The organism is Propioniciclava sinopodophylli (genome assembly GCF_004324755.1).
Taxonomy (GTDB): domain Bacteria; phylum Actinomycetota; class Actinomycetes; order Propionibacteriales; family Propionibacteriaceae; genus Propioniciclava; species Propioniciclava sinopodophylli.
This window is the reverse complement of record NZ_SDMQ01000004.1, coordinates 74,303-99,587: the sequence shown is the minus strand read 5'-3', so window position 1 is coordinate 99,587 and position 25,285 is coordinate 74,303. Positions and strand designations below refer to the sequence as shown.

The 25,285-nt window shown below is 70.0% G+C and carries 22 protein-coding genes and 1 tRNA gene; 11 read left to right on the top strand and 12 right to left on the bottom strand.

From position 1 onward, the window contains the following. Positions 1–3: 3 nt before the first annotated feature. Together ET989_RS05585 and ET989_RS05580 are read right to left on the bottom strand one after the other, a co-directional pair. Positions 4–900 (bottom strand): ABC transporter permease, encoded by an 897-nt coding sequence (locus ET989_RS05585; protein WP_131167573.1) that lies wholly within the window; start codon positions 898–900, stop codon positions 4–6. Next, complete coding sequence (locus ET989_RS05580; RefSeq protein ID WP_165490051.1) at positions 897–2,114, bottom strand: quaternary amine ABC transporter ATP-binding protein; 1,218 nt, start codon at positions 2,112–2,114, stop codon at positions 897–899. The genes ET989_RS05585 and ET989_RS05580 overlap by 4 nt, the downstream gene beginning before the upstream one ends. Before the next feature lie 195 nt (positions 2,115–2,309). Here ET989_RS05580 and ET989_RS05575 point away from each other — a divergent pair, with 195 nt between their 5' ends. Beyond that, the gene (locus ET989_RS05575) at positions 2,310–4,400 is read left to right on the top strand and encodes a DUF4185 domain-containing protein (protein ID WP_131167572.1); all 2,091 of its coding nucleotides are present in this window, start codon (positions 2,310–2,312) and stop codon (positions 4,398–4,400) included. Between the two features lie 99 nt (positions 4,401–4,499). Here ET989_RS05575 and ET989_RS05570 read toward each other — a convergent pair whose 3' ends face one another. The 7 genes from ET989_RS05570 to ET989_RS05540 all read right to left on the bottom strand — a co-directional run bounded on the left by ET989_RS05570 (position 4,500) and on the right by ET989_RS05540 (position 12,783). Next, entirely contained in the window at positions 4,500–5,717 is a 1,218-nt protein-coding gene (locus tag ET989_RS05570) for a globin domain-containing protein (protein WP_131167571.1), read from the bottom strand. Positions 5,718–5,878: 161 nt separating this feature from the next. Continuing rightward, the gene (locus ET989_RS05565; protein ID WP_131167570.1) at positions 5,879–7,726 is read right to left on the bottom strand and encodes a phosphoenolpyruvate carboxykinase (GTP); all 1,848 of its coding nucleotides are present in this window, start codon (positions 7,724–7,726) and stop codon (positions 5,879–5,881) included. Positions 7,727–7,740: 14 nt separating this feature from the next. Further along, positions 7,741–8,253, bottom strand: a complete 513-nt coding sequence (locus ET989_RS05560; RefSeq protein ID WP_131167569.1) for an ATP-binding cassette domain-containing protein — start codon at positions 8,251–8,253, stop codon at positions 7,741–7,743. A 333-nt stretch (positions 8,254–8,586) separates the two neighbouring features. Beyond that, on the bottom strand, positions 8,587–9,570 hold the full coding sequence (locus tag ET989_RS05555; protein ID WP_131167568.1) for a family 43 glycosylhydrolase: 984 nt from the start codon (positions 9,568–9,570) through the stop codon (positions 8,587–8,589). 1 nt (position 9,571) lies between these two features. Then, positions 9,572–10,489 (bottom strand): carbohydrate ABC transporter permease, encoded by a 918-nt coding sequence (locus ET989_RS05550; protein WP_131167567.1) that lies wholly within the window; start codon positions 10,487–10,489, stop codon positions 9,572–9,574. Beyond that, entirely contained in the window at positions 10,486–11,418 is a 933-nt protein-coding gene (locus tag ET989_RS05545) for a carbohydrate ABC transporter permease (protein ID WP_131167566.1), read from the bottom strand. The genes ET989_RS05550 and ET989_RS05545 overlap by 4 nt, the downstream gene beginning before the upstream one ends. Positions 11,419–11,475: 57 nt before the next feature. Further along, the gene (locus ET989_RS05540; protein WP_131167565.1) at positions 11,476–12,783 is read right to left on the bottom strand and encodes a sugar ABC transporter substrate-binding protein; all 1,308 of its coding nucleotides are present in this window, start codon (positions 12,781–12,783) and stop codon (positions 11,476–11,478) included. Between the two features lie 173 nt (positions 12,784–12,956). On the opposite strand from ET989_RS05540, the gene ET989_RS05535 reads away from it, so the two are divergent. After that, positions 12,957–13,976: a LacI family DNA-binding transcriptional regulator gene (locus tag ET989_RS05535; RefSeq protein ID WP_131167564.1), complete on the top strand. Its 1,020-nt coding sequence runs from the start codon at positions 12,957–12,959 to the stop codon at positions 13,974–13,976. A 137-nt stretch (positions 13,977–14,113) separates the two neighbouring features. Continuing rightward, a tRNA-Arg gene (locus ET989_RS05530) sits at positions 14,114–14,186 on the top strand. Positions 14,187–14,323: 137 nt separating this feature from the next. Here the strand turns inward: ET989_RS05530 and ET989_RS05525 are convergent. Further along, positions 14,324–15,223: a LysR substrate-binding domain-containing protein gene (locus ET989_RS05525; protein ID WP_131167563.1), complete on the bottom strand. Its 900-nt coding sequence runs from the start codon at positions 15,221–15,223 to the stop codon at positions 14,324–14,326. Positions 15,224–15,376: 153 nt separating this feature from the next. Here ET989_RS05525 and ET989_RS05520 point away from each other — a divergent pair, with 153 nt between their 5' ends. From ET989_RS05520 to ET989_RS05485, 8 genes are all read left to right on the top strand, one after another. Beyond that, a complete protein-coding gene (locus ET989_RS05520) occupies positions 15,377–15,973 on the top strand; it encodes a hypothetical protein (RefSeq protein WP_131167562.1) in 597 nt (198 codons plus the stop codon). Positions 15,974–16,101: 128 nt separating this feature from the next. After that, a complete protein-coding gene (locus ET989_RS05515; protein WP_131167561.1) occupies positions 16,102–16,848 on the top strand; it encodes a hypothetical protein in 747 nt (248 codons plus the stop codon). Positions 16,849–16,900: 52 nt separating this feature from the next. Beyond that, positions 16,901–18,112 (top strand): MFS transporter, encoded by a 1,212-nt coding sequence (locus ET989_RS05510; protein ID WP_131167560.1) that lies wholly within the window; start codon positions 16,901–16,903, stop codon positions 18,110–18,112. Positions 18,113–18,318: 206 nt separating this feature from the next. Then, positions 18,319–19,248 (top strand): ABC transporter ATP-binding protein, encoded by a 930-nt coding sequence (locus tag ET989_RS05505; RefSeq protein ID WP_131167559.1) that lies wholly within the window; start codon positions 18,319–18,321, stop codon positions 19,246–19,248. Then, entirely contained in the window at positions 19,245–20,039 is a 795-nt protein-coding gene (locus tag ET989_RS05500) for an ABC transporter permease (RefSeq protein WP_131167558.1), read from the top strand. The genes ET989_RS05505 and ET989_RS05500 overlap by 4 nt, the downstream gene beginning before the upstream one ends. 20 nt (positions 20,040–20,059) lie before the next feature. Further along, positions 20,060–21,253 (top strand): sensor histidine kinase, encoded by a 1,194-nt coding sequence (locus ET989_RS05495; protein WP_131167557.1) that lies wholly within the window; start codon positions 20,060–20,062, stop codon positions 21,251–21,253. Then, complete coding sequence (locus ET989_RS05490) at positions 21,250–21,861, top strand: response regulator (protein ID WP_131167556.1); 612 nt, start codon at positions 21,250–21,252, stop codon at positions 21,859–21,861. Before ET989_RS05495 ends, ET989_RS05490 begins: the two co-directional genes overlap by 4 nt. Positions 21,862–21,928: 67 nt before the next feature. After that, positions 21,929–23,107, top strand: a complete 1,179-nt coding sequence (locus ET989_RS05485) for a VanZ family protein (protein WP_131167555.1) — start codon at positions 21,929–21,931, stop codon at positions 23,105–23,107. 4 nt (positions 23,108–23,111) lie between these two features. On the opposite strand, the gene ET989_RS05480 is transcribed toward ET989_RS05485, so the two are convergent. Both ET989_RS05480 and ET989_RS05475 read right to left on the bottom strand, forming a co-directional pair. Next, positions 23,112–24,533, bottom strand: coding sequence for an HNH endonuclease signature motif containing protein (locus ET989_RS05480; protein WP_131167554.1), 1,422 nt, complete (start codon positions 24,531–24,533; stop codon positions 23,112–23,114). Then, on the bottom strand, positions 24,521–25,222 hold the full coding sequence (locus tag ET989_RS05475; RefSeq protein ID WP_131167553.1) for a hypothetical protein: 702 nt from the start codon (positions 25,220–25,222) through the stop codon (positions 24,521–24,523). The genes ET989_RS05480 and ET989_RS05475 overlap by 13 nt, the downstream gene beginning before the upstream one ends. Between the last annotated feature and the right edge of the window lie 63 nt (positions 25,223–25,285).

The following is a 25,285-nucleotide window of genomic DNA, read 5'->3' as shown; positions in this document are numbered from 1 at the left end:
TGTTCAGGACGCCCGGGCCGCGGCCTGTCGCCGCGAGCGCAGCCAGGCGAGCAGGGACGTCCTTTGGTCGCCCGGGCGTGCGAGTGAGCCCGTGAGGCGATCCAGGTAGATGGCGAGGAACACGACCGACAGGCCGGCCTCCACGCCCTTGGCGGTGTTGAGGGTGGAGATGGCGGAGACGACCTCCTTGCCGAGGCCGTCGGCCCCGACCATGCCCGCGATGACCGCCATCGACAGCGCGAGCATGATGACCTGGTTGACGCCGGCCATGATGGTGGGCACGGCGAGCGGCAGCTGGATGCCCCGCAGGATCTGGCCGTCGCTGGCGCCGAACGCGTGGCCGGCCTCGACCGTCTCGTGGTCGACGCCGCGGATGCCCAATTCGGTCATCCGGACGCCCGGGGGCAGCGCGAAGATCAGGGTGGCGATGAGCCCGGGGGCGGCGCCGATCCCGAAGAAGAGGATCGCGGGGATCAGGTAGACGAACGCCGGCATGGTCTGCATGAAGTCGAGGATCGGCTTCAGCGCTGCGCTCACGGCGTCGTTGCGGGCGGCCCAGATGCCGAGCGGGATGGCGAGCACCACGGCGATCACCGTCGCGATCAGCACCAGCGCCAGCGTCTGCATCGAGGTTGTCCACTGGTTCATCGACCAGATCAGCAGGAAGGTGACGAGGGTCGCCAGCGCCATCTTCCAGCTGCGCAGGAGCCAGCCGAGCAGGGCGAACAGCACGATGGCCACGGGTTCCGGCACGGCGAGCAGCAGGTCGGTGAGCGCGTCGGTCAGGATCGCGAGCAGCGCGCTGAGCCCGTCGAAGAAGGCACCCGCGTTCGCGCGGAGCCAGCCGATCCCGGCGTCGACGACGTCACCGATGGGGATGTGGGGAATGGTCGGGTTCATCCGCCCGCTCCTGCCGGTGCCGGGGCCGGGGCGTCCGCTCGGGGGCGGCCCACGGCCGTGAGCAGCGTCACACGCGGGATCACGCCCTGGAACCGGCCGGCGTCGTCGACGACGATCAGCGGGGACAGGTGCTGCGCGGCCTGGGTGAACAGGTCGGCGATCGGGGTGTCGTGGGCCACGACGGGCATCTCGTGCGTGTCGGACCAAGGGAGCGCATTGCTGCCGTCCCGGACGGCCTGGGCCACGTCGTCCTCCCAGAGGACGCCTGCGGGCGTCCGGTCGTGGTGCAGCACGACCAGCCAGGAGTTGTGCGACTCGCGGAGCAGGCGGTGGGCCGCACGCGGTCCCTGCTCGGCACCAAGCACGCTCGCCGGCTGCTCGGCGATCTGGGCCGCGGTCAGGACGCGGGTGCGGTCGACATCCTGGGTGAACTGGGCGACGTAGTCGTTGGCCGGGTTGTTCAGGATCTCCTCGGCGGTGCCGATCTGCTCGATCCGCCCGTCGCGCATCATGGCGATGCGATCGCCCAGGCGCATGGCCTCGTTGAGGTCGTGGGTGATGAACAGGATGGTCTTCTCCAGGCGGCGCTGCAGGTCCACGAGTTGGTCCTGCATGTCGCGCTTGATGAGGGGGTCGAGGGCGCTGAACGCCTCGTCCATGAGCAGGATGTCGGTGCCGGCGGCGAGGGCGCGGGCGAGCCCCACGCGCTGGCGCATGCCCCCGGAGAGCTCCCCCGGCAGCATGCCGCCCCAGCCCTCCAGGCCGACCATCGCGAGAGCCTCGTTCGCACGGGCCTCGCGCTCGGTGCGGTTCAGGCCCTTGATCTCCAGCCCGTAGGCGGCGTTCTCGCCGACGGTACGGTGGGGGAGCAGGGCGAAGTGCTGGAACACCATCGACACCTTTTCTCGGCGAATCCGACGGAGAGTAGCGTCGGACGATTTTGTCAGCTTCTCGCCGTAGATTTCGAGTTCGCCGGCCGTCGACTCCCACAGGCCATTCACCATGCGAATCAGGGTCGACTTGCCCGAACCCGACAGCCCCATGACGACGAAGATCTCGCCGGGGTCCACCTCGAAGGAGGCATCGATGACAGCCGCAGTCAGGCCGTCCTTGCGCAGGTCGTCCCTGCTCGCCCCGGCCTCCAGCATCGCGACGCCGCGCGTGGCGCGGCGTCCGAAAATCTTGTAGAGGCCATTCGCTTGAATGGCGGACACGCTCTTTGACTCCTTGGTGGGTTGATCGTTCGGGCACAGCTCGCAGGAATGTGCCCAGCGACCGTGCGCCGCGACTCATCCCCAACCATGGTTCGGTTCCACCGTAACCACACCGGGTACCCGGAGGCCAAATCGGCACCGTACTTTCTTATCGTTTTGTTACTTTCCCGCCGTCTGCTCAGTACAGTGCGGGGCGTGCTGAGTGCCGCTGCTGACCCGGGTCCCGCGCGCCCGCCGGTGCTGGGTCCCTCGTCGCTCGCCGCCGCCCCCCGGCCCGGCCGCGCGGGCCTGCGCGGCTGGCTCGCGCCAGGCCTGCTGCACGCGCTGGTGCTGGACGCCGCGGGCCCGGGCCTGCGCCACTACGAGCGGGCCCAGGAGCGCCCCGACCAAGGGTGGGCGCGGCTCAACCTCGTCAGCCCGGACGCCGTGGGCCCCGGTGCGCTCGTGGTCGCCGCGGGGGTGCTGCACGCGCTCGTGCCGGAGGCCGGCGGCATCGCCCACCACGTGAAGGCGGCCCTGCCGCGCATCGTCGCGTCGGGGGAGCACACCCTCGACCCCACTACCTGGGGACGCCGGGGTGAGCCCCTGCCCGGCACCACCGTCACCGCCACCCGGGACGCCCGGGGCGTGCTCGCCGCCGTCGGGGACGACGACGGCACCACTCTGTGGCGCTTCGAGGGCGGCTGGCGACGGGTTGAACACCTGGCGGGTGCGCGCGACGCGCTGGTCGCGACCGGGGCTGTCGTCGCCGATGTCGGGGGCGAGCTGAGCCTGCGCCTGCGGGGCGCCTGGCGCCGGCTGGGGCTGGGGGCCGGGACGGCGTCCGGGTCGCTCGTCGCGGACGCGGGGGGCTGGCTGCTGGCCGTCCCGCGCGGGGACGTGCTGGAGACCTGGCGGATCGACCGCGACGGGTCGGCCGCCCGCCACGCCACCCTCACGTGGGGTGCCGGGGCGATCGACGGTGTTGCGCTGGCGCCGGCCGGACGCGGGGCGGTCCACGCGCTGACCGACGAGGAGGGCTCGGTGGTGCAGCACCGGCGGCACACGGCCGGCGCCGCGTGGATGCGCGTCAACTGCCTGCGGCTACACGACACCAGCGCGTTCACGGTCGAGGAGCGCGAGTCGACCAAGCTCGCGCAGGTGTCGGGGGAGACCGACACCCAGCCGGTCCGCGCGGGCGGGCGGCGCGTGACGTTGAGCCGGTCGGCGACGACGTCGGGGGTTCTGGGGACCGACCTCGGCGTCCGGGTCGAGCACCTCGGCGAGGACCTGATGGTCTTCGGCGACACGCACTGGCACCGCCGACCGTGGCTGACCACCCGCGACGCGATCGCGCGCATCGAGCCCACGGGTCCGATCGACGGGCTGCCGGGGTTCACGTTCCACGGGGCGCCGCTGCGCGTGCGCGGGTGGGGCGTGACGATGCGCGAGTACGACGTGCCGCTGGACGCGTTCTCGGTCGGCGACGACCTCTACGGCTTCTTCACGTCGAACCACTTCCGGCGCGAACAGGTCATGGGCCGGTCGGTTCTGGCCGTGCACCGCGGGCCGGTGCGCGTGGACCCGCGCTCGTGGCGTCCGGTCACGTTCACCGGCGCACGTACGTTCTCGGAGCGGTACTTCATCAACGTGTCGGTGCAGCGGCTCCCGGCGGCGGCGCTCGGCCTGCCGGGGGAGGGCGAGGTCGTGGCCGTTTGGGGTTCGGGGTCCTACCGGGCCGGCGACCTGCGGCTGGCAGTGCTCGACCCCGAGTCCGTGACGCGGGCGCGACTCGGCGTGCGCTACTGGGCCGGGCTCTCGGCGTCCGGTGAACCGCGCTGGAGCGATCGCGAGGCGGACGCCCGCCCGCTGTTGCACCCCGGGGCGTTCGGCGAGGTGTCGGTGCGCTGGGTGCCGGAGTTGGGCCGGTTTTTGCTGCTCGGGACGTCCGGCCCGGAGGACCCGATCGGGCTGGCCGTCACCCTCCGCACCGCCGAGAACCCGTGGGGGCCCTGGTCGCCGCGCCGCCGCCTGCTCGACTGGGTGGCACGCGGCATGTGGTTCGACGACCCCTTCTCGCGGTTCATCAAGGCCCACGGCGACGGCACGGACCCGGTGGGTGACCGTATCTTCCGCGGGCAGGCGGACGCCACGGGTGCGGCCTACGCGCCCTTCTTCTACGACGCCCGCCGCGACGGGGACGACCTCGTGCTGCGCTACACGCTGTCGACGTGGAACCCCTATCAGGTGGTGCTCATGGAGCACCGGCTCGGCCTGTCGGAGTTCGGGGGCCCAGTCTTGGAGTGAGCGCGTCATCGCGACCGCCGACTTCACTGGGCGACGTGATCGCGTCGGCCGCCGTGGCCAAAGAGAGGGCCCGGACGCCACCCCCTGCCGGATCGGGTTTCAGTCGGCGCTGTCGGGATTCTGCGCCCACAGGTCGGGGCCGAATACCTCGTAGCGGATCTTCTCGGGGTCGACACCCTGGGCGATCAGGGCCTTGCGTGCGGCGTACATGAACGGCAGGGGGCCGCACATGAACACGATCGGGTCGGCCGGCAGGTCGGCGTCGGCCAGATCCATGAAGCCCGCTCTGGCCGGGTGCAGGGTTGGCGCGGTGTCGGCGTCCTCCTCGTACCAGTTCTGCGCGCGGGCGTCCGCCATCGACAGGACCTGACGGCGCAGCGACGGGTAGAACGTGTGCGTGTCGTGGCGGTGGTCGGCGTGGAACAGGCGCACCGTGCGGTTCGGCTGGCGACGCGACAGGTCCTCCAGGATCGCCGCGACAGGGGTGATGCCGATGCCGGCCGACACGAGCACGAGCGGGGCGTCCGACTCGTCGAGCACCAGGTCGCCCGAGGGCTGTGAGACGTCGAGGACGGTGCCGGGCTGGGCATGGTCACCGAGCCAGTTCGAGACCTGGCCGTCCGGGGCGCCGTCGATGCCCCGGACGCGCTTGATCGTCACCCGCAGGGCGCTGCCCGAGGGGCTGGAGGAGATCGTGTACTGACGGGGCTGGCGCGAACCGTCCGGAAGGTCGACCGCGATCGCGACGTATTGGCCCGTCTTGTGGTCGGGGGTGGCGCCCTCGACGGGGGCGAGCACGAGGCTGAAGATGTCGTCGCTCTCCTCCAGTCGCTCCACGACGCGGTACTTGCGCCACGGGTTCTCGGGGTCGGTTCCGCCCAGCGCGTACAGCTTCGCCTCCTCGGCGATCAGGGCGCAGCCGAACAACCAGTAGACCTCGTCCCAGGCGGCGGCGACCTCGGGGGTGACCGCGTCGCCGAGCACCTGCCCGACGGCCTTCATCAGGTGGTGGCCGACGATCGTGTACTCCTGGGCGCGGATGCCGAGGCTCACGTGCTTGTGCGCGATGCGCTGCATGACGGGCGTGAAGTCCGGGGCGTCCGGGTCGATGAGGTTCACCGCGTACGCCACCACGGACGCCGCGAGTGCCTTGGGCTGTTCGCCGACGGCCTGGTTGGCCTTGTTGAAGACCCGCATGAGCTCGGGGTGGGCGGCGAACATGTCGGGGTAGAAGGTCTCGGTGATCGTCTCGGCGTTGGCGGCGACGACGCCGGCCGTGGCCTTGACGATCGCCTCGGAAGCGGGGGAGAGCTTCATGGGTGGGCCTTTCTGGACATCGACAGTGAGGTCGTCACCCACGCTAGGGCACGCCGAGCTTGGAGGAAACACTCGGGAAATTCCCTGCCCGGACCCGACCCCATGCCGAAGGCCCGGCCCCAGAGGGGGCCGGGCCTTCCGTGGTGCCTTCAGCGGTGAACTCAGCGGGCGGCGTCCGAGGCCGGGTCGATCCGGTCACGGAGGTCGTCGAGCTGGTCCTTGAGAGCCTGCGGGAGCTTCTTGCCGAACTGCTTGAAGTAGTCCTCGGTGAGGTCGGCTTCCGTGCCCCACGCCGCGGGGTCGAGGGCGAAGATCTTGTCGAGCGTCTCCTGGTCGAGGTCGAGGCCCTCGGTGTTCAGGTCGCCGGCCAGCGGCAGGCGGCCGGAGATGCCATCCTTCGCGTCGACCTCGCCGAGCACGCGCTTGATGGCCCACTCGATCGGACGGCTGTTGTCGCCGAAGCCCGGCCACAGGAACTTGCCGTTCTCGTCCTTGCGGAACCAGTTGACCTGGAAGATCTTCGGCGCCTTGTCGCCGAGGATCTTGCCCATGTCCAGCCAGTGCTGCCAGTAGTCGGCCATGTTGTAGCCGCAGAAGGGCAGCATGGCGAACGGGTCGCGGCGCAGCGCGCCGACCGAACCCTCAGCCGCAGCGGTCTGCTCCGAGGAGACGGTGGCGCCGATGAAGACGCCGTGCTCCCAGTCGTAGGCCTCGGCGATCAGCGGCACGTTGGACGCGCGGCGGCCACCGAACAGGATGATGTCGATCGGCACGCCGGCCGGATCCTCCCAGTTCGGGGCGATGGTTTCGGCCTGGTCGGCGCGCACGGTGAAGCGGGAGTTCGGGTGCGCGGCGGGCTCGGTGGACTCGGGCGTCCAGTCGTTGCCCTTCCAGTCGATGAGGTGCGCGGGCTTCTCGTCGGTCAGGCCCTCCCACCACACGTCGCCGTCGTCGGTCAGCGCGACGTTGGTGAAGATGACGTCGTGGTCGAGCGACTTGAGCGCGATCGGGTTGGTCTTCTCGGAGGTGCCGGGGGCGACGCCGAAGAAGCCGGCCTCGGGGTTGATGGCGTAGAGCTTGCCGTCCTTACCGGGACGCATCCAGGCGATGTCGTCGCCGACGGTCTCGACCTTGAGGCCGGGGATCGTGGGCTGGAGCATGGCCAGGTTGGTCTTGCCGCAGGCGCTCGGGAAGGCCGCCGTGAGGTACAGCTCCTTGTTGTCGGCCTCACGGGTGAGCTTCAGGATCAGCATGTGTTCGGCCATCCAGCCGTCGCGGCGGGCCATCGTCGAGGCGATGCGCAGCGCGAAGCACTTCTTGCCCAGCAGGGCGTTGCCGCCGTAGCCGGAGCCGTAGGAGATGATCTCGTTGGCCTCCGGGAAGTGCGTGATGTACTTCTCGTCGTTGCACGGCCAGGCGACGTCGTCGCGCTTGTTGCCCTCGGCGTCGACCAGGGGGTATCCGACCGAGTGCAGGGCCTTGACCCAGGGGGCGCCCTTGGCGATCAGGTCCATGGCCTCGGCGCCCATGCGGGTCATGATGCGCATGTGGAGGACGACGTACTCGGAGTCGGTGATCTCCACGCCCAGCTGCGAGATCTCGCCGCCGAGGGGGCCCATCGAGAAGGGGATGACGAACATGGTGCGGCCGCGCATGGCGCCGTCGAAGAGACCGTTGAGGGTCTCACGCATCTCGTTCGGGTCGGCCCAGTTGTTCGTGGGGCCGGCGTCCTCCTCGGACTCGGAGCAGATGTAGGTGCGGGACTCGACGCGCGCGACGTCGGAGGGGGCCGAGCGGGCGAGGAAGGAGTTGGGACGCTTCTCCTCGTTGAGCTTGATGAACACGCCGGCATCCACGAGCTGCTGGCTGAGGCGGTCGCGCTCGGCCTCGGAGCCGTCGACCCAGTAGATCGCGTCCGGCTTGGTCAGGGCGGCAACCTCTTCGACCCACGACACGAGGTTGGCAGGGGCGTTGGCGGGCGCGTTGTTGGGGATGGCTTCGACGGTCATTGTGCTCCTTTGCGTTACTGCTCCCCCGCGGTCGCGAGCGAGCTCCTTGACCAGTTCTGCTGAACATCCTGCACCGTTGGCGTGGTTCTCACCCAACCGAGGTGGCCGTCCCTATACTGCACGCCCGCGCAGTTCGCCTGTGCGTCCGGCCCGCGAGGGGACGCCCGGGGCTTGCCGTGCGCGCCGGCCTGGATCCCCAGCCCGTCGAGCACCCGCCCCTCAGGCTCGCCGGCCTCGGCGAGGCTGCTCGCCATCCGCAACGGCGGGTCGAGCACGCGCTCGGGGTGCTGGTTGATCAGCTGCACCATGCAGACACCCCGCTCGGGCAGCGGCACCCCGTCGATCAGCACCTGCCCGGCCCGGGGCCGCTCGTAGCCCGCCAGGAGCCGGCACAGCAGCGTCTTCCCGAACCCGGACGGCGCGCGCAGCGCCAGCCGCTCCCCCGGCGACACGCTCAGGCTGAGCCCTTCGAACAGCGGCCGGCTCGCCCCTGCGTGCCGGAACCCGAGATCACGTGCCTCCAGCATCGCGCCCCTCCTCCCGCGACGCCCCGGGCTCAGAGGCTCCCTCGGCCACAACGAAGTCGTGCGGGCAGCGCATGCCACAGCGCCCGCGAAACGGATGCCGCGACCTCGGCGAGTCCGTGGAGATCGTGGGCCTGAACGAGTCGTCCGCCACCCGCCACGAGCTGCTCCCGGGCCGCCTCGGCGAGACGGAAGGATGACGATGCCCGCACGGGATCCCCGGGCGGGCATGTCTTGCGCGCGGAGGGACTCGAACCCCCAACCTGCTGATCCGTGGTCAGGGTCGACAAGTCTCCTGTTGCGGATCCGCAGGGGGCCGGCGGCGACACGCGGGAGTCAGATGGGCTGTTTTGCTGCGATCCAGCCTTGCGCTGGTTCTGAGGCAGCCATGACGGCCTCGTCGCGGGTCGTCAAGCGCATGGGGTCGGTTATGTCGCCGACGAAGCCGTCGGGGCCATCGTTGCGGAAGGCCAGGAACATGGGGCTCCCGGTGGCTCGTTCGGTCACGACCTTGCCGACGTAGAGCCGGCTGTCGGTGAGTTGCTGGGCGTCGGCGATGTCATAGGGGCCGAGGGGCCCCTCAGCGCGGGCGGCCCAGACGCCGCCGCTGGTGCCGGTAGCCCTTCTGCTGTGGGAGACGTCGGACGCCAGGCAGTTGAAGATGAGGTACCACTGTCCGTCGAGGTTGACGGGTTGGACGACCTCGAGTTGTCCGAAGCCCTGCCCTGGATCGGAAAGGGGTGGGCGGAGTTCCCAGGTGTGCAGGTCGGGTGACCAGGCGTGGGCGACCACCCCACGATCGTCCGCGGGTCCGTGGTTGGCCCGGGCGGTGGCGAGTAGGTGCCAGCCGTTGCCGGTGGGGTCGGGCAGGACCCATGGATCGCGGAACGCCTCGTCGTGCCATTGGCCGTCGGCGAGTTTCTCGTACCAGCGGGGGTCGGCCTCGAGGACAGGTCCGGGCGCCTTGGTCCACGTGGTCAGGTCTGGTGATGTGGCGTAGCCGATCGATTGGACGTTGGCGCCGTCGCGGAGGGTGGTGCCGGTGTAGTAGAGGTACCAGGTTCCATCGGGGTGCTGCACGATGCTGCCGGTCCAGGTGGCGAGGTCGTCGAAGGCGGGGGCATCACTTCGGGTCACGGCGTCGTCGAGCCGGCGCCAGTTGATGAGGTCGGTGGACACGGCGTGCCCGATGGAGGCGTTGTAGTGCCGGTCGTCGGGGTTGCCCAGGGACCGGGGCGCATGGAGGAAGAAGAGGTGGTAGCGCTCGCCGTCGTCGGCGGTCCAGAAGTCCCACACCCAGGAGTCGTCGAGTCGCAGCATGTCAGCCTTTAACTCCGGAGCTCGCGATGGAGCTGATGAACGCGCGCTGGAACGAGATGAACAGGGCGAGCACGGGCGCGGTGATGATGGTGGCGTAGGCCATGATCTGACCCCATGACACGTTGAGTTGCTTGAAGTAGTCGATGCCGACCATGGCGGGACGGAGTTCCTCGCTCTGCACCACCATGAGGGGCCACAGATAGGAGTTCCACGCGGGCAGGAACGTGAGGATGGCGACGGTGGCGACGGCGGGGCCGGCCAGAGGCATGACTACGCTCCGGTAGATGCGGAACCAGTTGGCGCCGTCGACGCGGGCGGCCTCGTCTAGTTCACGTGGGATCGAGTCGAAGTACTGGTAGAAGAGGTAGATCGAGAAGGCGTTGGCGATGAAGGGCACGATCTGGATCTGGTAGGTGTCGAGCCAGCCTTGCGACAGTCCGTTGGCGTCGATCCAAGGGAGTTGGTTGCTCCACCACAGCAGGGGGAGCGCCATGGTCTCGAAGGGGACGATGAGCGTGGCCAAGATGACGGTGAGGATGATCTTCTGGCCGCGGAACTGGATGCGCGACAGGGCGAAGGCGGCCATTGAGTTGACCAGGAGGCCCAGTCCGACGGTGAGTACCGACACGATGATGGAGTTGAGCATGAACCGTGCGAAAGGAACTCGGTCGAACACGCCCAGGTAGTTCTCCAGGGTGAGGTCACCCAGCGGTAGGAATGCGTTGATCGAGGCCAGGTCAGCGAAGATCTGGTTGTCGGGCTTGAAGCTGGAGACGATCATGAAGACCAGCGGCAGCCCGAAGATGAGTGCGAGGAGGACGCGTCCGAGTGCCACGGCGGCTCGCACGACGGGGTGGTTGTGGGCGCCGGCCGCTGCGGGGGGCACTTTGGCCTTGGGAGTGTGAGTGGCGGTGCTCATCGCCGGGCCTCCTTGTCACGGGTGAAATAGCGCTGGATGAGGGAGACGACCAGCACGATGGCGAAGAAGACCAGCGAGATCGCCGAGGCGTACCCGGTCTGCTGCTGCTGGAATCCGGTCCTGACGGCTTGGAATACGACGGTGGACGTGGCGTCCAGTGGTCCGCCCTGGGTCATGATGTTGACCTGGGTGAACAGCGAGAACGCGGCGATCGTGATGGTGATCAGGATGAATGTGGCGGTTTGGCGCAACCCGGGCCAGGTGACGTGGAGGAACTGCCGCCATGGTCCGGCACCGTCGAGGGCGGCTGCTTCGTAGAGTTCCCCGGGGATGGTCTGCAGCCCCGACAGCCAGATGACCATGTGCATTCCGACGGCTTGCCAGATGGACAGCACGATGATCGCGAACAGGGCGGTCCTGGGGTCCCCGAGCCAGTCCGGTCCGTCGATGCCGATCTTGGCGAGCAGCACGTTGATGAGGCCGTTCGGCTGATACATGAACATCCAGAGCATAGACACGACCACCATCGAGGTGACCACGGGCAGGAAGTACACGGTGCGGAAGAAGTTGACCCCGCGCACCTTGGCGTTGATCAGCAGTGCGAGCCCGAGTGCGATGGCGGACTGCACGGGAACGATGACCAGCGCGAATACCACCGTGTTCTGCAAGGAGCGCCAGAAGGTGGGGCTGGAGAACAGGCGGGTGAAGTTGTCCAGGCCGATGAAGCGCGCCGGCTCGGGAGAGATCAGTCGGGCGTTGGTGAAGGCCAGCCCGAAGGTCAGGATGATGGGGATGATCAGGAAGGTGACCATGAGGACGATGGCCGGAACGAGCATCAGCCAGGCGACGGTCACGGGTTGGTGGCCGAGCGTGGTTCGAGACCTCGGGTTCCCGGCGGGGGCCAGGTCGGGCGTCACTGCAGGTGGCATGGCGAGTTCCTCCTCGAGGGCGGGTGGCGCCGCATGTGCGCCGCCACCCACCGTTCGTCACTCGAAGTAGTTGTTGGACTGCTGGTTGGCGTCGATGTTCAGGACCGCCTGGTCCAACGCCTGCTGGGGGTCAGCGCCGTTGATGATGTCCTGGGCGGTCTTGGTGAACTCGGTCGCGATGAAGGGGTAGCCGGGGGTCTCCGGCCTCACGACTGCGAACTCCTTGGCGAACTGGCGGAAGATGTCGTTCTCGCCGCCCGGCTTGAAGGCCTCCACCTGGTCGGCAGCCGCGTCAGTGGCCGGGATGTTGCGCGTGGCCTCGGCCACCGATGCGACGTACTTGTCCTGGGCAGCGAACTTCATGTACTCCATCGCTCCCTCCGGTGCCGAGCAACTGGAGGACACGGCCCACTGCCACGAACCGCCGCCGATCTTGGGGCCGTGGCCCAGGTCCGGCGGGGGAAGGACGACCAGGTCGTCGCCGAAGGCCTCGCGGGCGTCCTTGGCTGACCACGAGCCGTTGTAGAGGATGGCCGACTTGCCGTTGACGAAGTCCTTGGTCGAGTCTGCTCCGCCCTTGGCCGCGACCCACTCGTTGGCGACGAGGCTGCGGAACCACGTTGCCCAGGCCACCGCCTCGGGCCCGTTGAGGACGCCGTCGGCGGACTTGAAGTCGGTGCGGTCGATCAGGTCACCGCCGAAGCTCTGCAGCATGGGGGAGTAGGCGTAGGGCCACCACTCGCCCGTGAAGCCGGTGGAGAGGTCGGCGGGGTAGGCGTACTCGCCGGAGTCCTTCAGCTTCTTCAGGGCGCCGTCGAACTCGGCCTGGGTCCAGGGCTGGTCGACGGTCGGGATCCGGATGTCGTGCTTCTCCAGCACGGACTTGCGGGAGAACATGGCCAGGGCCACGTCGTAGTAGCCGTAGGAGTAGTTCTTGTCCTTGTACTGGCCGACCGTGGAGGGCAGGAACTTGCCAAGGGTCTCGTCCAGCCCCTCGAGCGGTGCGAGGTAGCCGGCCCACGCCCAGTTGGGGACGTTGGGGCCGTCGGTGTCGAGGATGCAGGGGAGCTTCTTGGAAGCTGCGGCAGCCACCACCGACTGGTTGTAGGAGTCCTGCGGGAACGCCTGGATGTTGACCTTGTACTTCGTCTGGCTGGCGTTGAAGTCGTCCACGACGGCGGTGATGGCCCCGAGCTCCTCCTCATTGCCAGCGTTGTGGGTCCACATCGCCAGCTCCGTGGTGCCATTGGCCGACGTGCCCTGGTTGGTGGTGCTGGAACCGCCCTTGGTGCAGGCGCCTAGGGAGACCGAGAGCGCGGCCACGACGCCCGCAGCGGCCACCTTCCTGATGATGCCTGTGGTCACGATGATCCTCCGAAATTTCTCGGCCGGCGCAGCCTTTGCGCCGGCGCTAAAAGGATTTAGCACGCAGAAGCTAACACGTCCTCAAACCGGTCGTCAACGGGTTTGCTAAATCCTTTTGACAGGGCATGATGGGCATCGGCGGGGTGAGCGCCTGCCGGGACGAGAGGGCCGGGATGGGAAAGCGTGCAACGTTGGCCGACGTGGCCGAGCGGGCCGGAATGTCCGTCACGGCCGTCAGCCTCGTGCTGAACAACCGCGAGGGCTCCCGACTCTCTGCAGACGCCCAGGAGCGCATCAGGGCGGCCGCCCGCGAACTCGACTACCGGCCCAACCCCGCAGCCCGAAGCCTTCGTGTGGGCAAGACCCGCACCGTGGGGTTCGTCTCCGACGATGTGACGGTCACCCGTTACGCGTCGGCCATGATTCGTGGCGCCCTGGACGGCGCGGAGGCCCGCGACCACACCGTCCTGATGGCGGAGGCGGGCAACGATCGAAAGCGCATCAACCGGGCCGTGCGCGCCATGCTCGACCGCAGGCCGGACGGGCTCATCTTCGCGCTGATGGGATCGAAGGAGATCGACATCCCCGCCGAAATTGGTGACCTGCCCGTGGTAGTGCTCAACGGCACCTCGACCGGTGGGCACGCCTCGGTCCTGCGAGACGAGATCACGGCGGGCCGGGACGTGGCGAACCACCTGATCGAACGAGGACACGAGAGGATCGCCCTCCTCGGCGATGTTGACGCCCTGCGCCGCGACCGACGCCTGTCGGTCTCCATCGGCGACCGCTTCCTGGGCATCGAGTCGGCTATGGCCGAAGCGGGCCTCGCCTTCACGGCGCGCCACTTCGAGGAGGACTGGGAACCCGAGAAGGGCTACCGCGGCACGCGCGCGCTCCTGGACCAGGGTCTCGACTTCACTGCCATCATCGCAATGAACGACCGCCTCGCATTCGGGGCCTACCAAGCCATCTGGGAGCGCGGACTACGGATCCCCGCAGACATCTCGATCGCATCCTTCGACGACGATGTCATCGCAACCTACGTGCACCCAGGGCTGACGACCGTCCGCATCCCCTACGAGGAAATGGGCAGGGCAGCCATGGACATGCTCCTGACAGGGAAGCCTGCGGGACATCTCCAGGTGCCCATGCCGCTTCGCAAGCGCGAGTCGGTCGCCGACCGACAACGGTGATGCCACCCTCCACCATGGGTGAACGGATGAGGGCTGTCACCCGCAGATGTCTGGACGCGCGCGGCAGAGTCCGGTTGTCGCTGGTTTGGACGTCATCGCGGTTGGCTAGTAGAGTGTCTACTCGGTCGTTGACCGATGCGCTCGTGGCTCAATGGATAGAGCAGCTGACTACGGATCAGCAGGTTGGGGGTTCGAGTCCCTCCGAGCGCGCAAGAGTCCCGCATCAGTTCGCTGATGCGGGACTTTGCTCTTGCGTGGACCGCGGCGGTAGCGAGGTGACATTGACCGGGCCGGGCGTCGATTCCTGAGTCCTCGATCCCTCGGGTGAGGGGATTGACGGGCGCCGGTCAGGCCGTGCTGGTGCCGGTGGCGAGCGTCTCAAGGCGGTCGACCACCCGCTCGACCGTGGCCGGGGCGTCCGACCGCCAGCCGGCGACGAGGTCGATCGTGACCTCGTCTGCGAGCCCGACGTACTCCACGCCCGGGATTTGGAGGTGCGCCACGCCTTGCGGCACCAGCGCCACGCCGAGTCCGGACGCGACGAAGGCGACCAGCGTCGCGGTCTCTCGCACCTCGGTGCGGATCGTCGGGGTGAATCCGGCCGCACGGCAGGCGTCAGTGAGGGCGGACGCCATGGCACTGGCCCGCGAGAGGTAGCTGACGAAGGGCTCCTCGGCGAGGTCGGCGAGCACGATGGGGCCGTCGGTGGCGGGATGGCCGCTGGGCAGGGCGGCGACGAGCGGCTCCGAGTGCAGCACGCGACTGTGGACGCCGGGGGAGAGGGCGAACGGGCGGAGGATGCCCACGTCGAGTGATCCGTCGGCCAGGCGGGCGGCGACCTCGGGGCTGAGGAGGTCACCAGTGAGGTCGAGCCTGAGGCGGGGGAGTTCATCGCCGAGAGCGCGCGCGAGGGATGGCATGAGGCCGAAGCTGGCCGAGCCGATGAAGCCGAGGCGCAGGGACCCCTCCTCGCCGGCGTCGATGCGGCGGGCCTCGGCGACGGCATCGTCGACCGAGCCGAGGATGTCGCGGGCGCGGTCCAGGAGCCGCGCGCCGGCAAGAGTCAGGTCGACCCGTCGCGTCGAGCGATCGAGCAGTTGGACGCCGATGCTCGCCTCGAGTGCCTTGATCGTCTGCGACAGGGCCGGCTGGGCGACGAAGAGCCGCTCCGCCGCGCGGCCGAAGTGGCGTTCCTCGGCGACGGCGACGAACGCTCGTAGCTTGCGCAGGTCGAGGGCGGGTTTCATAAGCAAACCATAAGCAATGGACGCCGTTGGTGCGGCCTTCTGTGTGCTGGATCGGTTCGTGGGTGCGGGGGCGTCCCATTTGCCCTGTGGACAACTCTCGGGTGTTCCTTTCGGGGTGCCAGACTGGGGGACACCCCCACTAGGAGCATCACCATGCAACGAACCTTCCGCGGAATCTCCGCGGCGTTGGTCGGGCTGGGGCTGGCGGTTCTCGTCGGCTGCACTCCGACCGCCGCGCCGAGTCCGATCCCCACCCCGAGCGTGCCCACCTGCGTGCCGTTGGACGGTGCGTCGCCGTTCCCGTGCACCCAGGCCGACTTCGACGCGTTGGCCGAGCAGCGGGCCTTGTATGAGGAGGCTGAGGCTGTGCTGCGGCGCTACCAAGCCGAGGTCGACCGTCAGGAGGCTGACTGGAGCCTGCGGGAGATGACGCCGGAACTCCTAGACACCACAACTGGTGCCTTCCGCCAGGCTACCCAGCAATTGATTGACCAAGATCGGCATGACCAAGCTAGGCGCATCGGGGATGCCGTCCCGATCGCGTGGGTGAAGTGGACTCCAGCCGAGGCGCGGGGAGGTTCTGTCGCGACCATCCAATACTGCGTTGACGGGACTCGAGAGCGCTACGTAACCAAGGACTCCCCTGATGGCTCGGCAGGCGTGGCCGTGATGCGCAAGTACTTCTTCACGCGGACAGACGGCCAGTTGAAGATCGCCACCTCTGATGCGGAGCGGGTGCCATCATGCTGAAGCGATGTCTGCCCGCCTGCGTCGCCGCAGTCGTCCTGCTATGTGTTCCAGCGGCTCCGGTGGCCGAAGCTTCTGACGAGCCTCAAGCCGATACGCCCACCACCCAAGTGAGCGAAAGAGGGGTGGACGTGAGTGTCAAGACCCCGGCCACCCAGACGCGGAACCCGCAATACCAGACCGAGGACGCCTGGGATGCCGGCCGCGACCACACGCTAAAGCGGGCAACGTCGTCGCGGCCCGCCGTCCCCGAGTACGACTATGGCAAGAACAGGATGCCGGCGTCGTTCAGCAGGGTGTTCGCACCCGAGTGCTGGGATGCCGGTCGCGAGGTCGACGATTGCCTCCCCGGCGAGCGAGCTGACGAGGCCGTCGAGGCGGCGCCCCCGACGCGCGACCAGGTCGAGTCGGTCGTGCGCACGCTGGTGGCCCGCCTCAGGTTGCCGGACTCGGTCCCCACCTTCGGGCCCGACCCGTCCGTGAACGAGTGGAACATGGCCGTCGTAGGGCATCCCCTGTGGCTCTGGGTCGACACTCCTGACCGGATGGCGACCAGCGTGTCCGGCTACGGGATCACGATCCGCATGGATGCCAAGCGGTCCGGGGTGACTTTCGCGATGGGGGATGGCTCCGCCGTTCGCTGCACGACGATGACCCCGTACACCGAGTCCGTCGAGGCGGGCGCACCGTCTCCGACCTGCGGGTACACGTACTCCAAGGCGTCCCTGCCGAAGGGTTCCTACACGGTCACAGCCACCGCGCACTGGGGCATCGACTGGTCCGCGATCGGCTACACGGGCACCATCCCGCTGAACATCGCGGACTCTCGCGAACTCCCCGTGGGCGAACTGCAGGCCGTCGTCGTCCGGGACCGCTGACCCGGCCGACCGCCCGACGCGACCCGAGGCGTCCCGCTCGTAGACTGCGCACGTGAAGGCCGAGTCGGACTGGGCGGGACACCACCGCGAGTCGCGAGAGTACCGGCGTATCCTGGTCGGGCTCGGCGCAGCGGGTGTGGCGACCTTCGCCCAACTCCACTCGCCGCAGGCGCTGCTCACCGTGCTGAGGGCCGACCTGGGAGCGCCGCCGAGCGACGTCGCGCTCACTGTCTCTTTCGCGATGCTGGGCGTGGCGCTCGCGGTCGTCCCGTGGTCGTGGGCGGCCGATCGCTTCGGACGGCTCAACGCCATGCGGGCCGCCATTGCGGCGTCCGCCATCCTGGGGGTGTTGGCGGCGTTCAGCCCGTTCCTGCACGTGCTGCTGGCGGTACGGTTCCTCGAAGGGCTCGCTCTGGGCGGGCTCCCCGCGCTCGCGATGACGTATCTCCACGACGAGATCGACGCACGGTTCACGGCGTCCGCGGCGGCGGTGTACATCGCCGGCACCAGCGTGGGTGGCATGAGCGGACGCCTCGTCGCCGGGTTCGTCGCGGGGTTCTGGGGATGGCGCGCCGGGCTGGCCGTGGTGGCGCTGCTGTGCGTCGGTGCGGCCGCGGTCTTCTTCGCGCTCATGCCAGCAGCCCGTGGACACGTCGTTCGCCGCGTGTCGCTCGGGGACCTGTCCCGCAGCGTGCTCGGCTGCCTGCGCGACCGAGGCCTGGTGACGCTCTACCTGACGGCGTTCGCCCTGTTCGGCGGGTTCGTGGCCGTCTACAACTACCTCGCGTTCCGGCTGGAGGGGCCGGGCTTCGGCCTGCCCGCCGCGCTCGTGTCGTGGCTGTTCGCGTCCTACTTGGCCGGCACTGTGAGCGCCGGCTGGGCCGGACGCCTCGTCCCTCGGTTCGGCCGGTTCCAGACGCTCGTCGGGTCGATCCTCGTGATGGCCGTCGGGCTGTTCGTGATGCTCGTCGACCACGTGGTTGTCATCATCGTGGGCCTGCTCGTCATGACGGCGGGGTTCTTCGGCGCGCACGCCGTGGCGTCGTCGTGGGTCGGGGCGCGGGCGGCGTCGAACATCCGGGCGCAGGCGACGGCGTTGTACAACGTCTTCTACTACTCCGGCTCTGCGGTGGTGGGTTGGGCGGTCGGCTTCTCGTGGATGGGCTCCGGCTGGATCGGTGTCGTCGTCCCGGTGGCGCTCCTCTGCCTGGTCGCGCTCGTGGCGGCGGTGCTCACCCATCGCGCAGCGCGTCCGGTGGGGTGAGGGGCTGTCGGCGGAAGGAACCGGGGCTGTCGGCGGAAGGAACCGGGGCTCTCGACGCACAACACCGGGGCTCTCGGCGGAGAAGGCCGGGGCTCTCGGCGGACAACACCGGGGCTCTCGGCGCATCGGGGGTCCTCCGATCGGATGACCCCAGGTCGGGGCGGGTGGGGGAGGTTTCCGGGCCGCCCGGACGGGACGCTTGATGCATGGCACTCATCACGGTCTCAGGCCTCACCAAGTCCTACGGCTCCCGGCAGGTGCTGCACGGCATCGACCTGAACGTCGACGAGGGGGAGATCCTCGGCGTGCTGGGGCCGAACGGGTCGGGCAAGACCACCGCCGTCGAGTGCATCGGCGGCCTGCGCGACCGCGACGGCGGCTCCGTCAGCGTCGCCGGCATGGACCCGGCCACCGACCCCCTCGCCCTCCGCGAGATGCTCGGCATGCAGCTGCAGCAGTGCCGCCTGCCGAACAAGATGCGCGTCGCCGAGGCGCTCGACCTCTACTCGGCCTTCTACGCCGACCCGCGCCCCGCCGGCGAGCTGCTGGAGCGGTTCGGGCTCTCGGCCCACGCCCACCAGCCCTTCGGCAAGCTCTCGGGCGGACAGCAGCAGCGCCTCTCCATCGCGCTCGCCCTGATCGGACGCCCCCGCATCGCCTTCCTCGACGAGCTCACCACCGGGCTCGACCCGGCCGCCCGCCGCGAGATCTGGGAGTACCTGCGCCTGCTCCGCGACGACGGCGTCACGATGCTGCTCGTCACCCACTTCATGGAGGAGGCCGCCTACCTCTGCGACCGCGTCGCCATCCTCGAGGGCGGACGCATCGTCGCCTCCGGCACCCCGGACGCCATCGCCACGGCCACCGGCGGGCAGGAGACCTCCTTCGCCGCCGACGACGCCATCGACCCGGACACCCTCCGTCGCCTCCCCGGCGTCGCGTCCGTCGACCTCGACCGCGGACGCGTCGTCGTGCGTGGGGACGCCGACTCGCCCCAGGCCGTCCTCGCCGCGCTGGCGTCCAACGGCGTCACGGCCCGACAGCTCCGCGTCACCGCGCCCTCGCTCGACGACGCCTACCTCAGCCTCACGGCGTCCGCCCCCACCAGCACCACCCAGGAAGGGTCCCTCCGATGACCACGCCCACCGCCCCCACGACTGCAACCGTCGCGCCGCCCCGGGCGCGGTTCGCCAAGGCCTACGCCGCGCACCTGCGCAGCGAGTCCCGCCTGCTGTCGCGCGAGGGCGCCGCCCTGGTGTTCGGCGCCGTGCTGCCTCTGGCGGCGATCGTCGTGATGTCCGCGATCCCGGCGGCGCGCGAGCCGCTGGCCGACTTCGGCGGGCTGCCGGTGGTGCGCACGTACCAGCCCACGATCCTGCTGTTCGCGACCTCAGTACTCGGCCTCACCGTCATGCCGGCGATCCTCGGCGGCTACCGGCAGGCGGGCATCCTGCGCCGGCTGCGGACCACGCCGGCGTCCCCGGCCACGCTGCTGGCGGCGCTGTTCACCGTGGTCGCCGCCGTCGGGCTGCTGGTGGGGGCGCTGATCGTGGCGATCCCGGCGCTCGCGGGTGCGGGGCTGCCCACGCACCTCGGCTGGTTCGCCCTCGCGGGGCTCCTGAGCCTGCTCGCCTTCCTCGCGCTCGGCACGGTGCTGGCGGCCGTCGTCGGTTCGCCGCAGGTCGCGGCCGGCCTGGGCAACGTCGTCGCCGCCCTCATGTGGTTCTCCGCCGGACTCTGGCTGCCCCGCCAGCTCTTCCCCGACTGGCTCGTCACGCTCACCGATCTGGTGCCCGGCGGCGCCGCCGCGCAGGCGATGCTGGACGCGACCGTCGGCGTCCAGCCGTCGTGGCAGCCGTTCGTGGTGCTCGCCGCCTGGACCGTGGCCGGCGCCCTCGTCGCGGTACGCACGTTCCGGTGGGAGTGAACTCCGGCAGGATGACCACCATGACCACCCGCCGGGATCCCCTCCCGTTCGCCGTCCCGCTCGGCCTGCTCGCGGCGAGCCTGGTCGCGGCCGTGGTGATGGCGTACGCCGGCGTCCCGGTGGTGCGGGTGGCCGACCTGCCGTGGCTGGTCGTGCTGACCGTGGCGATGGCGGCCGTGCGCGTCGTGGGCGGACGCCCCGGGTCGCCTGTGCGGGCGGTCGTCCTGTTCTGGCTCAACCTGGCGCTCGCCGCCGTGGCCGTGTGGCTGTCGCCCGCGTTCGGGCTCTACCTGTTCATCGGCTACTACGAGTCGGCGCGGTTCCCGCAGCCGGTGCAGAGGGTGGTGGGGATGGTCGGCGTCGCGCTGGTCATCGCCATCGCGCAGGTCGGCGGGCCGCGGTCGGTGCTGTTCATCCCGGCGGTGTACGCGGCGTTCGTCGCGGTGAACCTCGCCGTGACGGGCCTGATGCTCATGCTCGACCGGCGCCGCGAGGCCCTCTTCGTCGAGCTGGGACGCGCCAACGACGAGCTGCGCGCCGAGCAGCAGCGGTCGGCGTCCCTGCGCGACCAGCTCGTCGCGCAGGCCCGCGAGGCCGGCATCGCCGAGGAGCGCGCCCGCCTCTCCCGGGAGATCCACGACACCGTCGCCCAGGACCTCGTCGCCATCATCGCCCAGCTGGACGCCGCCTCCGCCGCCCCGGACGCCGCCGAGCGTGACCGCCGGCTCGGTGTGGTGGACGCCGCCGCCCGCGAGGCGCTGGCCGAGGCCCGCCGCGCGGTGAAGGCGCTCGCGTCGCCTCGCCTGGACGACGCCGACCTGCCGCTGGCCCTCGACGACCTGCTCGGCGAGTGGCGCGCGGGCACCGGGCTGGGCGGCGAATTGCGCGTGCTCGGCCGGGCGGCGGCGTCCGGTCACGACGACGTGCTGATCCGGGTCGCCCAGGAGGGGCTGGCCAACGTCGCCAAGCACGCCCGGGCCCGCCGCGCCGACGTGGTGCTGGAGTACGGCCCGGCCTCGGCATCGCTGACCATCGAGGACGACGGCGTCGGATTCGACCCCACCGCGTCCGTCACGGGCTTCGGCCTGCGCGGCATGCGCGAGCGGCTGGCGGCGGTCGGCGGACGCCTCGACCTCACCTCGGCGCCGGGGGAGGGCGCCCGGCTCGTCGCGTCCGTGCCCCTCAGCGACCCCCTCACGAAGGAGGCCCCATGATCACCGTCGTCATCGCCGACGACCACCCGCTGGTGCGCGACGGCATCGTCGCGATTCTCACCCGCGAGGACGACCTCGACGTCGTCGCGCAGGCGGCGTCCGGGCCCGAAGCGGTCGCGATGGTCGCCCACCACGACCCCGACGTCGTCCTGATGGACCTGCGCATGCCCGGCGGCGACGGCGTCGACGCGATCCGGACGCTGCGGGCCTCGGGCGCACGCCAGCGCATCCTCGTGCTGACGACGTACGACACCGACCACGACATCCGCGCGGCGCTGGCCGCGGGCGCCGACGGCTACCTGCTCAAGGACACCCCGCGCACCGACCTCATCCGCGCCGTACGCGACCTGGCGGCCGGACGCCCCGTGCTGTCGGCGTCCGCCCTCGCCGCCCTGGCCGGACGCGGTGGGCCGGCGGTCGCGCTCACCGCGCGCGAGGCGGACGTGGTGCGCGAGCTCGCGGCGGGCGGCACCAACCGCGAGGCGGCCGCACGCCTGCACGTGAGCGAGACGACGTTCAAGACGCACCTGTCGCGGGTCTACGAGAAGCTCGGCGTCTCCGACCGGGCGGCGGCCGTGCGGGTGGCGTACGAGCGCGGGCTGATCTGAACCGGGTGCACCGGCAGTTGTGGGCGGGCGTAGGCTCGGGGCCGTTCCCCACCCCTGAGGTTCACGCATGTCCACCTGGATCGCACAGGGCCAGCTCGCGCTGGTCAACGCGCTGATCGTCTTCGTCCTGACGTTCGTGCCGATTGTCGTCTGGCAGTACCGGCGGTACGGACGCCCCCACCCCGCCCGCCTGCTGGGCGCGTTCGGGCTCGCCTCGTACACGACGGCGCTGCTCACCTACACGTGGCTGCCGCTCCCCGACCGGGACACCCTCGACTGCTCGGTCGCGCCCGCCGCCCAGGTGGAGCCGTTCGCTTTCGTGGGCGACATCGCTCGGGCGCTCGAGAGGGTCGGTCTGCCGGAGGGGCTGTGGTCGTTCACGGTGCTGCAGGTCGTGCTCAACGTGGTGCTGTTCGTGCCCTGGGGCGTGGTGGTGCGGCAGTTCCTGCACCGGGGGCTGCTGGTGACGACGCTGAGCGGGCTGGCGGCGTCCGTCGTGATCGAGACGGCACAGCTGACCGGTTTGTACGGCATCTACCCGTGCGCCTACCGGACCTTCGACGTGGACGACGTGCTCACCAACACCCTCGGCGCCTTGGTGGGCGGCCTCGTCGCCCCGCTGCTGCTTGCGTGGATGCCGCGCGCCCGCGAGCTGTCGGTGCAGCGGCACGTGCCGCGTCCGGTGACCATGGTGCGCCGCTGGCTCGGGATGCTCGCGGACGCCTTCGCGTTCACGGTGTTGTCCATGATCCTGTCGGTGCTGACCCTGGTGGGGGCGCTGGTGCTGGGTGTCGACACCGCCGGCGGCATCGCGTCGCTCGGCTGGACCGGCTTCGCGATCACGGTGGTCATCCCGTGGATCGTCTGCTTCGTGGTGCCGCCGTGGGGCGGGTACGCGGCGTCCGGCGGCCAGTTCGCGGTGTGGCTCACGCCCCTGTGGCGGGACGCCGAGGGTCAGCGCACGCACGGGACGCTCGCCCAGCGCCTCCTGCGCGCGCACGTGGTGCCGGGGCCGATGATGCTCACGCTGGTGCTGGACCAGTGGCTGAACCTTGACTCGTGGGCGAACATCCCTTGGGTGGTGGTCGTGGGGGTGGCCTTCGTGTTGGTGCCGTTCACGCGGACGTTCCGTTCTCTCAGCGGTGTGCTGACGGGCTGCGAGATCGTCGACATCCGCACCGTCGACGACATCCCCGACGACCCGGCTGCCCTCGCGCTGGCGACCGGGAGCCGCCCGGCCGCCTGAGGGGCTATTCGAGGAGGACACCCTGGGGTGCGTCCGGCTCGGGTTCGGGTGTGGGCAGGGCTCGCTGGTCGACCAGACGTTGGTTGCGCAGGGGTGTCTGGCTGGCTGGTTGCCCGGGGCGGCTGGGTGGGGTGAGGACGGGGTGTCCGTCGTCGTCGATGTGGACGGTCCATCGGGTGGGTGGGGAGCTCCGGTCGAAGAACCGCGAGGGTTCGACGGTGCCGTGGTGGTGGGGGCACAGGAGCACCATGTTGTTCAGGGCTGTGTCGCCGCCCAGCCACCAGGGGACGATGTGGTGCGCTTCACACCCCGAGGCTGGGACCCGGCAGCCCGGGAACGCACACCCCTTGTCGCGGGCCTCGAGGGCCTTGCGGATGGCGGGGGTGACCAGGCGCTGGTCACGGCCCACATCAAGGGGCTGGCTGGCCGAGCCGAGCACGATCGGGACGATGTTCGCGTCGCAGGCGAGCCGGCGCAGTTCACCGGCGGTGACCTGCTCGCCGCTGGCCAGCAGGCCGGCCTGCTCGATCCGGTTGAGGAGGTCGTCGAACGAGAGGGTGACTACCACGCTTGGTTTCGCGGGAGGGTTGGTCCGGGTGGACCCTTCGACAGGCTCAGGGAACCGGTGCTCAGGGGTGCGTCCTGCGATGAGGCCGATGAGGCCGTCGGCGGTGCGCTGTTCGAAACTCCGCAGGCCGGCTTCGTCGTGGCGATCGGCTGCCTGTTCCATCGCGCGGCGGTTGCTCAGCGCATGCGACTCCACCAGCCGCTTGAAGGCTTCACCCTCCAGGGTCGGGAGCTGTCCCTTGAACAGGACACTCCCGCGTCGGTCGTTGCTGAACACCAGCGATCGTCCGGCCCAGGCCTGCTTGCGCTGCGCATCCAGCCGGGCGAGCTCGTCCTCGACGACATCCACCTCGGGAGCAACCTGCTCCAGCACGTGGCGGGTCTGCTTGGCGAGGTCCTTCGCGTCCACCAAGGCCGCCTTGTCGAGCAAGATCTCTTCGGCGCGGGCCCGCTGGTCGGGGCTCAGCGTGGCGGGAAGTTCGCCCAACACGTGGTCGATCGACCTAGCTTGGGCGACTGACACGTCGCCGGCCAGGGTCGCCTCCGCGACCTTGGCGTGGGCGGTGATCTCCTGGCCGCCGTAAACCCAGGCCGCCGCCTCCGAGGCGGTGACTTTCGCGGACACCGCCAGCAACGTCTTGATGCTCGTACCCCGCGCGGTCTCGGCCGCCTTCGCCCGATCCGCCTCCGCGATCAGCACCGCCCGTAACGCCTCGACCTGCCGCCCCAGTGCCACGACCTCGGTGACGAGCGCGAGCCGGGATTCGGCGTCCAACCGGCGACGCCCCTCGTGGTCGACCGAACTCAGCAGCGAGCGCGCACCAGCCACCGCAACACCGGTGGAGGTCAGCTCGTCCATGCACCCAACGCTAGACACCACCACCGACAATTAGAACAATGTGTTCGAATCTGTGGAGAACGTCGCGAGCTTGTCCACATCTGCCCGCGCGACCCGGTGCCACCCGACCGGGTCGGGAACGCCGCCGAGTCGCTCGCGCACGAGTACACCGGGGCGCCGTCGGCGAGGTACACCTCGGTGGCAGGTCCCGGGCCGTCGACGCAGTCGACCTCCGGCACCGTGCCGGTGAACTCCATGGGGATCGCGCAGGTCACCGAGCCGGGCCGCAGCGCGCACGCGATCCGCGTCGTGGGTGACGCGAAGTCGACGCTCGGCGAGGCCCACCGGGCGACGTCGACCGGCTGGGCGGGTACGGACGACGTGGTTGCGGGCGAAGGGGAGCTGGCGGGGGCCGAGGGAGTCGGCGACACCGACGGCGGCGCTGTCTCCGCCGGTGCGGACGGCACCGGCGAAACCACGGAGGGGGTGACCGTGGGGGCAGGGGCCGCCACCTGCGGCGTCCCGGGTCGGAGGAACCAGGCCCCGCCCAGGCCGACGACGGCGGCCAACCCGAGGGCGGACGTCGTCAACACCCGGCGCCGGATCGTACGGTGGCCGTTGGCGACCGCGGGGTCGACATCGACCGCGAAGGCGTTGCGTTCACCGCTCGCCTGGAGGTCGCGGCGGAGGAGGTCCTCGAAGGAGTTCATGACAGGAGTCCTTCCTCGGCGTAGCGGGCGCGGAGCGAGGCCAGCCCGCGGGCGGCGCTCGAC

What these genes read in the sequence shown, in the direction of transcription:
- ET989_RS05565 (WP_131167570.1), bottom strand. Translation starts at nt 7,726, where the DNA reads ATGACCGTCGAAGCCATCCCCAACAACGCGCCCGCCAACGCCCCTGCC.
- ET989_RS05570 (WP_131167571.1), bottom strand. Translation starts at nt 5,717, where the DNA reads ATGAAGCTCTCCCCCGCTTCCGAGGCGATCGTCAAGGCCACGGCCGGC.
- ET989_RS05490 (WP_131167556.1), top strand. Translation starts at nt 21,250, where the DNA reads ATGATCACCGTCGTCATCGCCGACGACCACCCGCTGGTGCGCGACGGC.
- ET989_RS05545 (WP_131167566.1), bottom strand. Translation starts at nt 11,418, where the DNA reads ATGCCACCTGCAGTGACGCCCGACCTGGCCCCCGCCGGGAACCCGAGG.
- ET989_RS05475 (WP_131167553.1), bottom strand. Translation starts at nt 25,222, where the DNA reads ATGAACTCCTTCGAGGACCTCCTCCGCCGCGACCTCCAGGCGAGCGGT.
- ET989_RS05525 (WP_131167563.1), bottom strand. Translation starts at nt 15,223, where the DNA reads ATGAAACCCGCCCTCGACCTGCGCAAGCTACGAGCGTTCGTCGCCGTC.
- ET989_RS05505 (WP_131167559.1), top strand. Translation starts at nt 18,319, where the DNA reads ATGGCACTCATCACGGTCTCAGGCCTCACCAAGTCCTACGGCTCCCGG.
- ET989_RS05485 (WP_131167555.1), top strand. Translation starts at nt 21,929, where the DNA reads ATGTCCACCTGGATCGCACAGGGCCAGCTCGCGCTGGTCAACGCGCTG.
- ET989_RS05500 (WP_131167558.1), top strand. Translation starts at nt 19,245, where the DNA reads ATGACCACGCCCACCGCCCCCACGACTGCAACCGTCGCGCCGCCCCGG.
- ET989_RS05585 (WP_131167573.1), bottom strand. Translation starts at nt 900, where the DNA reads ATGAACCCGACCATTCCCCACATCCCCATCGGTGACGTCGTCGACGCC.
- ET989_RS05555 (WP_131167568.1), bottom strand. Translation starts at nt 9,570, where the DNA reads ATGCTGCGACTCGACGACTCCTGGGTGTGGGACTTCTGGACCGCCGAC.
- ET989_RS05560 (WP_131167569.1), bottom strand. Translation starts at nt 8,253, where the DNA reads ATGCTGGAGGCACGTGATCTCGGGTTCCGGCACGCAGGGGCGAGCCGG.
- ET989_RS05495 (WP_131167557.1), top strand. Translation starts at nt 20,060, where the DNA reads ATGACCACCCGCCGGGATCCCCTCCCGTTCGCCGTCCCGCTCGGCCTG.
- ET989_RS05550 (WP_131167567.1), bottom strand. Translation starts at nt 10,489, where the DNA reads ATGAGCACCGCCACTCACACTCCCAAGGCCAAAGTGCCCCCCGCAGCG.
- ET989_RS05520 (WP_131167562.1), top strand. Translation starts at nt 15,377, where the DNA reads ATGCAACGAACCTTCCGCGGAATCTCCGCGGCGTTGGTCGGGCTGGGG.
- ET989_RS05535 (WP_131167564.1), top strand. Translation starts at nt 12,957, where the DNA reads ATGGGAAAGCGTGCAACGTTGGCCGACGTGGCCGAGCGGGCCGGAATG.
- ET989_RS05480 (WP_131167554.1), bottom strand. Translation starts at nt 24,533, where the DNA reads ATGGACGAGCTGACCTCCACCGGTGTTGCGGTGGCTGGTGCGCGCTCG.